Below are 13,205 nucleotides of genomic sequence, written 5' to 3'. Positions count from 1 at the left end.
AACGTCGCAAGGTAGCAATAAATCCGGAAATATCAAAATCACACTTGAGAATCATAAAACGCCTTGTAGAATCCATTTTGTTGCAACAAGGATTCGTGCGTACCACTTTCTACCAATTCTCCTTCATTGAGCATAAAAATTTTATCTGCATTTTTAGCCACCGATACTCGATGGCTGACAATAACCACTGTTTTGTTTTTTAATGTGGCGTGTAAATTCTGTAATATTTTTTCCTCCGTTTCTGTGTCCACAGCTGAAAGTGAATCATCTAATAAATAAATTTCTGCATCTTTAAGTAAAGCTCGTGCAATGGAAATCCGTTGTTTTTGTCCCCCACTAAGCGAAACACCACGCTCACCCAAAATAGAATCATACTGATGGGTGAAATCCATTATATTATCGTGTACGGCTGCTTCTTGAGTGGCTTTTACGATTTGAGTATCAGTTGCTTGTTTATTAGCAAATAACAAATTATTTTTTATGGTATCGGAAAACAGAAATGATTCTTGTGGCACCACAGCAATGGCTTCTCGCAAACTGTGCAAATTTACCTCTCTAATAGGCTTACTATCTATATAAATTTCTCCTTTCGACACATCATACATCCGAGCAATTAGATCGATGATTGTAGTTTTCCCACTACCTGTTTTTCCAATAATAGCTACAGTTTGTCCTTTAGGAATATCAAATGATACATTTTTCAACGCTTCAATACCTGTATCTGCATATGTAAAGCTCACATTTTCAAAGCGAATATTCCCATTAATTTTTTCAATATTAGGATTATGATTACGAATATCAGGAATTTCTGCCAAAAATTCATTAATTCGTTTTTGCGACGCTTCGGCTTGTTGAACTATCGAACTTACCCACCCTACCGTAGCTACTGGCCACGTGAGCATCATCACATAAATACTAAATTTGGCTATCACTCCAATAGAGGTAATCTCTCCTAAGTAGTACAACCGACCTCCCATAAAAATCACAAAAATCAAACTCAACCCGATCATTAGAATCATAGTAGGAAAGAAAATAGCTTGAATTTTAGCTAATTTGATATTCTTCTGACGTCCTCGTTCCGCTAGGTCGGAAAGTTGCTGATTAACCAAAGGCTCATTATTGTAGGCCTTAATGACGTTTATTCCTGAAAAAGATTCCTGCGAAAATGTTGATAAATCGGAAAGAAACTGCTGAACAACCAAAGTTTCGCGGTTTATTTTCCTACTCATCACATAAATCAAAGCTGAAAGAATCGGTAAAGGAATTAAAGTATAAAGCGTCAATTCCACCGAAGTGTAAAGCATCAACGGAATAACACATGCAAATAAAGTAATGGTTTGAACACTGTACATGATAGCTGGACCAACATACATGCGTACCTTACTTACATCCTCACTGATGCGATTCATCAAATCACCTGTACGATTTCTTTTGTAAAAACTCAATGAAAGCTCTTCATATTTAACAAAAATATCATTTTTTAGATCAAATTCAATATATCGAGATACATTTATGATTAATTGACGCATAAAAAACGTAAGAATAGCCGAAATTATAGTTGCTCCGATAATTATTAAAGCATATTGTATCAAAAGTTGAACAATGTTTCCATTTTTATCCGATGATTTAGCATATTCCTCAATGGCTATAATCGAATTTTGAACATATTCAGGCATAAATAGCGAAAAAATACGTGCTAAAATCGTGATGAATATCCCTAAAATCAGATGGTATCGGTATTTAAAAAAATATTTTCGTACATATCGTAAATGTGCCATTGTTCGTATATTTAGACCGCAAAGGTACGTATTAATTGGCAAATGACAAATTGATTCATTCGGCTACCTCAGCTCAATAAGTATACAAACTTCTCAAAACGATTGATTAAATCTTAATACATAAACTTGGAATAAAAAACACGGCCTTTTAGCCGTGTCGTTACATTTTTACAGATAAATGATAAATCAAATGTATATATCATTTTGTCGATTCATTTGTTTTTTGATAAATTTAATTACCATAAATCTTCTGCCATAAATCCCAAATAACAATTCCTGCACTTACTGAGATGTTGAGTGAATGCTTCGTTCCATATTGAGGAATTTCAATGACCCCATCAGAAGCCGAAACCACTTCTTGCTCCACTCCTTTGACTTCATTTCCAAAGATTAAAGCGTATTTTTGTTCCTTTTGAGGCTGAAACTCATTGAGCATTACAGCATTTTCAGTTTGTTCAATACTGATAACTTTCACATTTTGAGTCTTTAAACTATTCACTACTGAAAGTGTATCTTCGGCATATTCCCAACAGACGCTTTCTGTAGCTCCCAATGCTGTTTTGTGAATTTCTTTATTTGGAGGAGTTGCCGTGATGCCACAAAGGTATATTTTTTCGACCAAAAAAGCATCTGCTGTTCTAAAAACAGAACCTATGTTATTTAGACTCCGAACGTTATCCAAAATAACTATTAATGGAGTTTTTGGAGCTTTTTTAAACGCATCAACATCCAATCGAATCAATTCGCTATTTGCTAATTTTCGCATTTTGTGAATATCCTAATTTTCGAGAATTTACTCCTTACCACATTCTTGTTGCTCAGGCATCTTTCCGCAGAAACCACAAGGTTCTCCCGTTTTGTTTAAATGCGGATTTTGACTGGCACACGTACCTGAAAATTTTCCACCTTTTTTTGCCCATATTTTGATAGCTATTCCTGCTATACAAAGTGCTAAAATCCCTATTGTCAATAAAATAAGTTTCATTTTTCTTTCTATTTTTATTTTAAATCATATAACGTATTTACAGCTACCACGCGTTCCATTGTAAATCCCTCAGCAAAATCCACACCAATCAACCGACCTAAATCTCTGGCTCGATAGGTTACGCTATCCAAAAAGTTTTTATCAGAAATCGGGGTATTAGGTTCATTGTTATTTGCATCATAGAATTGAGTTTTATATGCCAAAACCGATGCTAATTTTTTATCCATAAACCCTGAAATGTCAACTACAAAATCTGGTTCAATATTTTTCCATTGAATATAATGATAAACAACCTTGGGTCTCCATGCTTCTTGTGTAACTCCCTCGTGTACAGTTTCTATCTTCCGAAGCCCACTCAAAAAACAAGCATCACTTACCAATTTGCTACCTCTGCCATGGTCTATATGCCGGTCATCAATAGCATTACAAAGTACAATTTCAGGACGATATTTACGCAACATTTTGATAACTTCCAACTGATGAGCTTGATCATTAACAAAAAATCCATCAGCAAATTTTAAATTTTCACGTATCTCCACTCCTAAAATCCTTGCTCCTTCCCTAGCCTCTTGCTTACGGATTTGCGCGTTACCACGTGTACCTAACTCACCTTGTGTAAGGTCTACAATTCCTACTTTCCGACCAAGAGACACTTCTTTAGCAATCGTTCCTGAGCAACCTAATTCTACATCATCGGGATGTGCTCCAAAAGCTAATATATCTAATTTCATCTATGTAATAACTTAATTTTCAATCCAATTGATAATCTCCTGATCATCCGGTTGGGTGCGTGGTGAAATTACTTTTTCTAATTTTCCGTTTGTTCCGATTAAATATTTCTGGAAATTCCATTGTACTTCAGAATCTTGCACTCCGTTTTTACTCTTTTGAGTCAAAAATTGATATATGGGATGAATGTCATCTCCTTTTACTGTAATTTTTTCCATCAAAGGAAAAGTTACGCCGTAATTCACTTTACAAAACTGTGCAATTTCAAAATTTGTACCTGGTTCTTGCGATTTGAAATCATTAGCAGGGAATCCAATAATTATAAAATTCTTATCTTTATATTTTTTATACAAAGCCTCCAATCCCTCATACTGAGGAGTAAGCCCACATTTGGAAGCTGTATTGACAATCATTATTTTTTTCCCTTTGAGTTTCGAAAAATCAAACTTTTTGCCACTAATATCTTTAACAGTAAATTGATAAATAGTATTTTTTTCCGTTCCTGTTTGTGCTTTTACCAATACAAACATCAATAAAGCTAAAATAGTGAATATTTTTTTCATTTTTACAATTATTTTTTAAATTAAACTTCAATAAGATTTATTATTTATAAATTTTATAAGACTTCCATAAGATAAATAGTTACCATCATGCAAAACCTTCAAAGATTCCTAATCCAAACAAAGCAAAGTCGTATTTAGCGGGATCGTTAGGGTCGAATCGTAGTAAATGATCGTTCAATTCCGTTAAAGCCTTTATATCATTTTGCGGACGCGTAATCAGCCCCAAAGAACGTGCCACATTACCTGAATGTACATCTAACGGGCAGGATAACATCGCAGGGGAAATACGCTTCCAAATACCCAAATCGACCCCTGAATTGTCATTGCGAACCATCCAACGCAGATACATATTGATACGTTTTGCTACGGAACCTTTACGAGGGTCAGGCAAGTGTTTGAGAGAACGATTATATTTTAAATCCTTGAAAAACAAACTTTTAAAATTTGAAATTCCTAACTGTAAATCGTTGTTTTCAACACTATCAGCCAAAGCGTTTTCCAATCCATCATAATGCGTATAAATATGTTTTAAACTGATAATAAATTGCTCGAAATCTTGTCCGTTAAACGTTCTATGGACAAAATTTTGCAGACGCTTCAAATCATTTTGAGTATGCGACATCACAAAATCGTAAGGTGCATTCCCCATTAAGTCCATCATTTTCAATCCGTTATTTATAATAGACTTTCGCAATCCCCACGCAATAACCGAAACTAAAAAACCTGATATTTCTACATCTTCCTTAGCGGAATACCTTTTAGGAATCTGTAAGGGATCGGTCTCAACAAATTCTGGTCGATTATATTTCAGTACTTTCTCGTCTAAAAAATCTTTTAAATCACTAATTATCATATGAATTTACCATCAAGCATTGTTAATTTTCGGTCTGCCATATTCGCTAAATCCTCATTATGTGTAACTATCACAAAAGTCTGATTAAAAGTTTTTCGCAACTCAAAGAACAAGTGATGCAAATTCTCGGCACTTTCCGAATCTAAGTTGCCACTGGGTTCATCAGCAAGTACTACTGCTGGATGATTCATCAAAGCTCTTGCTACCGAAACACGTTGTTGCTCTCCACCTGATAAAGCACTGGGTTTATGATGAATACGGTCTGATAAATTTAAAAATGATAACAGTTCCTTAGCTCTGTTTTCCGCCTCTTTCTTTGCTGTTCCTTTAATAAAAGCGGGAATACACACGTTTTCAAGTGCTGTAAATTCGGGTAGTAGCTGATGAAATTGGAAAATAAACCCAATATGCTCATTACGGAATTTCGACAAGGACTTCGATGATAGTTCATTAACATTTACGTCATTGATTACCAATGAACTATCTTGCTGTTGATTTGCTAAATCAAGTGTACCTAAAATATGTAAAAGCGTAGTTTTCCCAGCTCCTGAAGCTCCAACAATCGAAACAATTTCTCCCTTATGTACGTGAATATCAACTCCTTTGAGTACTTCTAAACCGCTGTATGTTTTATGTATATTAGTTGCTTTTATCATTTATATAGAAAGTGATTTTATAGCTTTAAATTGCTATATTTTTTGAATAAATACGAATTTAATAATTAATTCAGTGATAATTAATTTAAATAATTCGAATATGCTCCAAAACGAAACTTTTGATTTTTTTGGTTAAAGGAATTAAACTGTTTCGTCTGAAATTCGCTGGTTTGCTAAGTCGAGTATTTTCTGTACTTGCTGGTCAAACGTCAAATTGGAATTATCGATTTCAACAGCATCTTTAGCTTTCAACAAAGGAGACTCCTTGCGTGTGGTATCTAAAAAATCTCGATATTGAACGTTTTTTAAAACTTCTTCAAACGATACTTCTTCGCCTTTTTCTAGCAATTCTTTGTAGCGACGCTCAGCTCGAATTTGTTCGGAAGCTGTCATGAAAATCTTCAGCTCTGCATTGGGGAACACTACTGAACCAATGTCCCTTCCGTCCATTACAATGCCTTTCTCTTCTGAAAATTTCCTTTGTAAATCAACTAAATAAGCACGTACACTCGCTACTTTCGCTACTTCACTCACCAAATTAGCCACTTCAATTGATCGGATTTCTTTCTCTATATTAACATCATTCAAGTAGATTTCAGAAAACTGTAACTCGGGATTATATTTAAACTTAATATCTGAATTTTTTAAAGCCGTCAGTAATTCTTGCTCTTTAAGATAAACTGTCTGTTCATCTTGCTGTTTATCAGTGTTTTCTACTGTTTTTTTTTCAACAAATCCTTTTTGCATTGCCAAATAAGTTACAGCTCGGTACATTGCTCCAGTATCCACATAAACATACCCTAATTTCTTGGCAACAACCTTAGCCGTACTACTTTTCCCCGTGGATGAATATCCGTCTATAGCGATAATTATTTTCTGCATTTCCCTTTCTTTTATTGTCGGCAAATATACAATTTTAGTTTCAATATCTTTTATATTAAACGCTATGTTTACCTCAACAATCTTAATTTCAATTTGAGTACAAAAGAACGCTTTTTGTGTAGATTCACTTAGTCGTCTGATAAAAGTACTTCGTAGATTGGAACTGAAAACATCGATTAAAAAAAACATTGAGATTCAGAAACTCTAAATCTCAATATTTCATTTGTTATTTTTGAGCCAAATCTTCCAAAACATTCACGGCTTCTTCCAAATAAATGTCTTTTTGTAAGTTTTCATGCCAACGGTCTCTACGAAACTTTAAATCTTCGTTTTTACCAATTTTAGCTTCATCACTTGGCAAAGAAGAGAACTTTAAGTTTGATTTATATTCGGAAATAGCTTTGAAACGCTTTGATTCTTCTTCATTTTTTTCCATGAGTTTTTTGTACGCCTCATAGTTTAATGGAAATATATTCTCATCTTGTTGTTGCTTAATCCATTTCGCATTTTCGTCTATCAATTTGAAATTTGGATTTTCTTGTATTCTCTTTTGGCTATTAGCTATTACACGTGCAAACAACTCATCGTTTTTCAGAGGTACGTACTGCTGACTTTTAATTTTATCCCAAACCATAGCATTAGACATATCGCGTTCTCCCACATCAATATACTTGTATTTATCGGGCATAACAATATCGCTTTTCACTCCTTCGAGCTGAGTTGACCCCCCGTTAATACGATAGAATTTTTGAATCGTAATCTTCAAAGCTCCCAAATCGCCGAATGAATTTTGTCGAACATACTGATTCAAATCAGCAAAAGTTTGTACCGTTCCTTTCCCAAAAGTTTGTTTACCCCCCATAACAATAGCACGTTTATAATCTTGCATTGCAGCCGCTAAAATTTCGGATGCTGAAGCTGACAATTCATTAGTCATAATTACCAAGGGACCATCCCATTGCGTACGTGAATCGGTGTCAGCGAGATTATCAACACGCCCTTGGGAAGATTTGACCTGCACCACAGGCCCTGATTTGATAAACAACCCTGCGATATCGACCACTGAACGTAACGAGCCACCACCGTTGTTTCGCAAATCAACAATGATTCCAGCAACACCTTGCTTTTTTAACTTCTCAACCTCAATTGCCATATCGGTTGCGGCATTTTTGGAATTGTAGTTCTCCACATCCATATAAAACTTGGGTAAGTCTATAATTCCATATTTTTTGCCGTTATGATCCACTATCACTGATTTTGCATAGGTTTCTTCCATTTCAACAATGTCCCGAATCACACCCACCGTTTCGATAGTTCCATCCACACGTTTAACAGTCAAACGCACCTCAGTCCCTTTTGGCCCTTTTATGAGTTTAATAGCCTCATCCAAACGCATTCCAACAACATCAACAGGTTCTTCTTTGCCCTGAGCTACTTTGAGAATTAAATCTCCCACTTCCAATGCTTTAGCTTTCCAAACAGGCCCTCCTAGAATGATTGTTGTAACTCGAATACCGTCAATTTTTTTCTGTAATTGAGCTCCAATACCTTCAAATTTTCCTGACATTCCTTGATCAAAACTTTTTTTGATGTCGGGAGCCATATAGTTGGTGTGTGGATCAAAGGTCTCAGCAAAAGCATTCACATATATGGAAAACCATTCTTCTTCGAGCATATCGTCATAAATCGAAAAAATTTCTGTGAGTGTTTTTTCAGCATTCTCCACCGATTCTTTTTTTAATTCCTCAGCAGACTTCACTTTGTAGGTGCTATCTTTCTCCAACTTTGTATTTTCTTCCTTTTCTTTGGTTAAATAATTGGAAATAGCCGAAAAAGTGATGATCTGATTCCATCGATTTTGCATTTCGGTTTTTGTTTTAACATATTGAATTTCTTCAAAATCAGTGCTTATTGTTTTTTTAGAATTAAAATCAATCGGTTTTTTAAATATCTGCTTTGCAATTTCTTGCGATTCTTTCATTCGTTGCATCAAACGGCTGTATGTGAGATTAAAAAATGAAATATCGCCTCGTTTCAAATCATCATCCAAACGAGTTTCGTATTTTTTAAACTCGTTGATATCCGATTGTAGAAAATAACGTTTTTGGCTATCCAATTGCTCGATATAGCTTTTGTACATTTTTTTAGAAAACTCGTCGTTGATTTGCATAGGACTGAAATGTCCATTACTAAGCACGTACTGTACAATCTCCAACAATAGTTTGTCTTTGTCAGGATTTTCAAACTTTTTTGCAAAACTACAGGATGCAAAGGATATGAAAAATAAAAGTAAAGATGCTGAAATTTTTTTCATTACTACAGGTTTTCTATATTAATTAATTCTCTGTGAAAGGGCAAAATAAGTGCCAAAATATACTTGTAACTTGGCAAACTTACATAAAAAAAATGATTTATGACGTATTATCAAAAAGGTTTATCAGTTTTATCCTATTAACTATCTACATACCAACCAATTAAACCTCAAGTTGAATTTATTCACGATTTTAAAAATCAGGTCGTGTATGTGATGATAGAGAAAAAACGTAGAAAACTAAGTCCCTACTTTTCTTCAAAAACTACTTCGAAAATTTTATTCCAATTTTTTCCTGTTATAAAAAACGTTTTTCTATTATGGTGATAAGCAATCCCATTTAACACATCTAATTCAGGTATTTGTTCCACTTTTTCTTTCAACCCACGCATATCCACAATACCTTCAATAGCCCCATTCTGGGGATTGATAATCATTATTCCATCTTTCTGGTAGGTATTGGCGTAAATTTTCCCGTTCACCCATTCCAACTCGTTTGCATTTGAAAATAAGGATTTATCAGTAGAAATTTGTATAAAATCTTCCTCTTGATACGTATTCGGATTTAATATCCATATTTTCTCCGTACCATCACTTTTATAGATTTTTTTTCCATCGTAGCACAAACCCCAACCCTCTTTACTTTTCCCGTAGGCAAATGTTTGCTGCTGATTCAAATCCAAATCATAGACAATACCTAAGTTTTCTTGCCATGTCAGTTGCAAAATTTTATTATCAAAAACAGTAACTCCTTCCCCAAAGTACTGAGACGCTAAATTGATTTTTTTATACTCTTGTCCTGTAAAAACATTCCACTTTCGTAGAGTTGATTTTCCATATTGCCCCGTACTTTCTATAAGAGTATCTCCCACAAATTCAAGCCCTTGGGTATAAGCAGTTTTATCATGATCGTATTGATTTATAATTCTGTAAGTGTAGAGTTTGGGGGCTTTATCTGCCAAAATTGTCAATTCTTTTTGGAACGTATATTCTTTCCCACTCTCTGTTACCACCTCAATTTCAATAATTTGCTTACCTAATTTTATATTTTTTAAAAGATAAGATCCCTCCATGGACGTAAGCTCCTCTCCATTGATTTTATAACTTACCGAAGCCACCGCTTCTCCAAAATCATTATCAGAAACAGAGAGTTGAACGGTATCGTTTAGATGATATTCCTTTTTTTGTGGTTGAACTTTGAGATTGTAATTGCGTGTTTTTTGTGATCCCAAACCATTGCATGAGAAAAACGCACAAACTATTGTAAAAAAAACAATTACATTTTTTATCATAAGATTTTATCGTTTAGATTGAAAAAAATAGGTGATTGTACCGCTTTGCATTTTTCTGTCCAAATAGACATTAAATCGTGCTTGACGAGCATACGCCAGAGCATTCTCAACTAAGCAACCATTAGTGGTAGTTGAATGCTCTCGATTTATGGAAGCTGTTACTACTTTGCCTTCTTCATTGACCTTTATGTCAACAACGACCTTGCCTTCTTCCTCACACGTAAATACAGGATTAGGCAAATCGCCCCTGACTTCTCTATCGACTAAAGCATACTTTATTAAAGTGTTTTTATTGACAACTTCTTCTCTTTTGACGCCTTGCTGGTTTTGTTCTATCCCGACATCTGTTGTAACTACAACATCGGAAATTTTATCCGTTAGCAATGACTCACTAGCCTCTTTCATTTCGCGTTCTGCTAAAATTTCATCTAAGGTTTTGAAAGGCTCATCAGCGTGTTTTAAAGCTCTATCTGCTTCATTATAAGTTTTTATAGTAATCCTTGTTTGTTCCGTTATGCCTTGTTCAGCCTTGCTTTCTTCAGGAGGAATATCAAATTGAGCAACTTCTGGAGTAAAATTCATTTCCAACATAATTTCAGCTTCCTTAGCTTTAAGCTGAACACGCAACATTAAGACCAAAATACATATTATGAAAGAAAGCGTAATAATTACAGATTTTTCTATAGGCGAGAGCATGTCAATAAACCTCCTGACCTCTCGCAAGAAAGTTTGCCAATCCCCTCTTCTACTTTTTTTCTTTGAACGCGGTCTTGAATTATGTATTTTAGGGTTTATATCTGTTACAATAGGAATTTGAGAAGTGTCTACCTTAGGTTTAGATTCCTCAGAAACATCCTCTTTGGGTTTCGGTAATTGAGGTGTGGTAACATCAGACTTTCGAGGTTGAACCGATGGTTTTTTATTATATTTTCTCTTTTTTTTCTTCATTATCTATCGGATTCTTAAACAAATCCAATGACAAAGATACTGAATATAATTAAATTGGAATAACTTTCAATAAAAAAGAAGCTGTCATAAAAGTATTTTTTTTCTTCTCTTGCAATTGATTTAGATTCTGTTGAGCAATATTCTCGTGTTGAAATTAGAAAATCTGTACTTGCAAGATTTATGTCTACAATTGAACAAGAGCTCAACAAACTAAAATAACAAAACAACAAATTACTTTTTGGACAGCTTCTTTAAACTATTTAATTATTTATTAATAGCCGGATCTTTCATTCCTTCTTCTATCATATTATAGAATTGATCAAGTTTAGGAAGTACTACGATGCGTGTTCTACGGTTTTGAGCTTTTCCTTCTTTGGTGTCATTAGTTGTAACTGGTATGTATTCGCTACGTCCTGCTGCCGTCATACGCTCTGGACTTACACCAAAATCTTTTTGTAATATACGAACGATTGCAGTTGCACGAAGTACGCTCAAATCCCAATTATCTTTAATAACTGTATTAGCTTTATACGGTACATTGTCAGTATGTCCTTCAACCATAAACTCAAAATCAGGCTTATTTTTCACAACCAAAGCCACTTTACCTAACACCTCTTTAGCACGGTTAGTAACTGCATAGCTTCCGCTGCTGAACAGCAACTTATCAGAAATATTTACAAAAACAACTCCTTTTTCAACTTTCACTTCAATATCTTGGTCGTCTAAGTTACCAATGGCTCCCTTTAAACTTTGCACTAAGGCTAAGTTGATAGAATCACGACGAGTTACTGCATCTCTTAAGTTTCTGATTGTCAAATCTTTCTCACGAAGACTTTCCAATGATTTTTCAAGATTTTCAGCTCCTTTTTGGGTTAAGGTTGTCAAATTACCCATATTATTAATCAATTGCTGATTGTTTTCACGCAACAAATCATTTTCATTTTTTAGGCTTGACACTTGATACTGCAATTTTTCATAATCTTTCAAACAAGCATTCAATTTGACAGTTGCCGTGTTTAGTAATTCATCTGTTTGTTTGTACTTTTGTTCTAGCTCTGCATATTTCTTGTTCGATACGCACGAAACTGTTACCAAACTCACTAATGAAATAGCTACAAAAATCTTTCTCATTATATTTAATTTTAAAGGTTTATATAAAGGCAAAAATACTATTTTAATTTGTTAAAAGTTCTTTTATTTTTAATAAAATATTCCCAAACAATAGATTCTACTTCATAATATAACAGAAAATCAGTTCCTTTTCTTTTGTTTTTAAATTTAAAAAAATATCTGTAAAAACTCATATGAGCCTTGAAAATTGCCCATGTAAAGCTTATTTTTCCTTGGAAAAGAAAACGTCCTCCTGCAATTCCATCCAACAACATTCGTAAAAATAAAATTCGATATTTTCTCTTCTGTGGCAAATTTTTAAGTAGCATGAACAATCCATTCCTGAAATTCAAATAGGTCTTTTTAGGATTATCGGTGGGCAGGGTGGCTGCTCCTACGTGAAAAACCTTACTCTGTGGGGTATAAACAACCCGTTTTCCAAATCTATGTATCCGCCAACAAAGGTCTATTTCTTCTTGATGAGCAAAGAAATCCTCATCGAATCCATTCATCTGTTTAAAAACATCTGAACGAATAAAAAAACAGGCTCCCGATGCCCAAAACACATCCATTTCAGTATCGTACTGTCCTAAATCTTGCTCTACAACATCAAAAATACGTCCCCTACAAAAAGGAAAACCATATTTATCAATAAAACCACCCGCAGCTCCAGCGTATTCAAAGTGGTTTTTATCCTTATAATCTAATATTTTGGGCTGTACAACCCCTATTTCAGGGTTTTTGAACAATTTTTCAATCGGAATCAACCAATTTTCAGTTACTTCAATATCTGAATTTAATAAACAATATACATCTGCTTCAATCTGCTGTAACCCTTGATTGTACCCTCGAGCATAGCCCTCGTTAGTAGGTAAACTAACAATATGAACATCCGAAAACGTATTTTTAACGTATTCCACAGAGGTATCTGTCGAGGCATTGTCAACCAAATAAAGAGATGCTTGAGGCGAATATTTTACCAATGAAGGTAAAAACTTTTCCAAAAGATGCTTTCCATTCCAATTTAGAACTACAACAGCTATTTTCATTTTTTATGTTTGTGCGACTTAGCAGAACTTAAATAAAGGCGAAAGTTCG

Annotated in this window: 13 protein-coding genes; all 13 read right to left on the bottom strand. The window is 34.4% G+C overall.

Going from position 1 to position 13,205, the window contains the following annotated elements; translation table 11 throughout:
- Nucleotides 1-38: 38 nt before the first annotated feature.
- Nucleotides 39-1,778 carry an ABC transporter ATP-binding protein gene (locus ACF3OB_RS10130; RefSeq protein ID WP_392447625.1) on the bottom strand — a complete coding sequence of 580 codons (1,740 nt, stop codon included), beginning with the start codon at nucleotides 1,776-1,778 and terminating at the stop codon, nucleotides 39-41.
- Between the two features lie 232 nt (nucleotides 1,779-2,010).
- Nucleotides 2,011-2,544 (bottom strand): RNA methyltransferase, encoded by a 534-nt coding sequence (locus ACF3OB_RS10125; RefSeq protein ID WP_042007997.1) that lies wholly within the window; start codon nucleotides 2,542-2,544, stop codon nucleotides 2,011-2,013.
- 27 nt (nucleotides 2,545-2,571) lie between these two features.
- Nucleotides 2,572-2,763 carry a hypothetical protein gene (locus tag ACF3OB_RS10120; RefSeq protein ID WP_042007999.1) on the bottom strand — a complete coding sequence of 64 codons (192 nt, stop codon included), beginning with the start codon at nucleotides 2,761-2,763 and terminating at the stop codon, nucleotides 2,572-2,574.
- 14 nt (nucleotides 2,764-2,777) lie between these two features.
- Entirely contained in the window at nucleotides 2,778-3,494 is a 717-nt protein-coding gene (bshB1, locus tag ACF3OB_RS10115) for a bacillithiol biosynthesis deacetylase BshB1 (protein WP_042008001.1), read from the bottom strand.
- A gap of 12 nt (nucleotides 3,495-3,506) precedes the next feature.
- Nucleotides 3,507-4,055, bottom strand: coding sequence for a glutathione peroxidase (locus ACF3OB_RS10110; RefSeq protein ID WP_392447623.1), 549 nt, complete (start codon nucleotides 4,053-4,055; stop codon nucleotides 3,507-3,509).
- 85 nt (nucleotides 4,056-4,140) lie between these two features.
- Entirely contained in the window at nucleotides 4,141-4,908 is a 768-nt protein-coding gene (locus ACF3OB_RS10105) for a TIGR02757 family protein (protein WP_392447621.1), read from the bottom strand.
- Nucleotides 4,905-5,564 (bottom strand): ABC transporter ATP-binding protein, encoded by a 660-nt coding sequence (locus tag ACF3OB_RS10100; protein ID WP_042008007.1) that lies wholly within the window; start codon nucleotides 5,562-5,564, stop codon nucleotides 4,905-4,907. Before ACF3OB_RS10100 ends, ACF3OB_RS10105 begins: the two co-directional genes overlap by 4 nt.
- A gap of 141 nt (nucleotides 5,565-5,705) precedes the next feature.
- Entirely contained in the window at nucleotides 5,706-6,446 is a 741-nt protein-coding gene (gene cmk, locus ACF3OB_RS10095) for a (d)CMP kinase (protein WP_095894424.1), read from the bottom strand.
- A gap of 226 nt (nucleotides 6,447-6,672) precedes the next feature.
- The gene (locus ACF3OB_RS10090; RefSeq protein WP_392447619.1) at nucleotides 6,673-8,760 is read right to left on the bottom strand and encodes a carboxy terminal-processing peptidase; all 2,088 of its coding nucleotides are present in this window, start codon (nucleotides 8,758-8,760) and stop codon (nucleotides 6,673-6,675) included.
- 245 nt (nucleotides 8,761-9,005) lie between these two features.
- Nucleotides 9,006-10,049 carry a glutaminyl-peptide cyclotransferase gene (locus tag ACF3OB_RS10085; protein ID WP_392447617.1) on the bottom strand — a complete coding sequence of 348 codons (1,044 nt, stop codon included), beginning with the start codon at nucleotides 10,047-10,049 and terminating at the stop codon, nucleotides 9,006-9,008.
- Nucleotides 10,050-10,055: 6 nt separating this feature from the next.
- Nucleotides 10,056-10,997, bottom strand: a complete 942-nt coding sequence (locus tag ACF3OB_RS10080) for an energy transducer TonB (RefSeq protein ID WP_392447616.1) — start codon at nucleotides 10,995-10,997, stop codon at nucleotides 10,056-10,058.
- A gap of 264 nt (nucleotides 10,998-11,261) precedes the next feature.
- Nucleotides 11,262-12,128: an OmpA family protein gene (locus ACF3OB_RS10075; protein WP_042008015.1), complete on the bottom strand. Its 867-nt coding sequence runs from the start codon at nucleotides 12,126-12,128 to the stop codon at nucleotides 11,262-11,264.
- Between the two features lie 38 nt (nucleotides 12,129-12,166).
- On the bottom strand, nucleotides 12,167-13,156 hold the full coding sequence (locus ACF3OB_RS10070; protein WP_042342947.1) for a glycosyltransferase family 2 protein: 990 nt from the start codon (nucleotides 13,154-13,156) through the stop codon (nucleotides 12,167-12,169).
- Between the last annotated feature and the right edge of the window lie 49 nt (nucleotides 13,157-13,205).

The organism is Capnocytophaga canis (assembly GCF_043187445.1).
In the GTDB taxonomy this organism is placed as follows: domain Bacteria; phylum Bacteroidota; class Bacteroidia; order Flavobacteriales; family Flavobacteriaceae; genus Capnocytophaga; species Capnocytophaga canis.
Note: the sequence above shows the minus strand (reverse complement) of the source record. Positions and strands in the feature narration are given on the sequence as shown.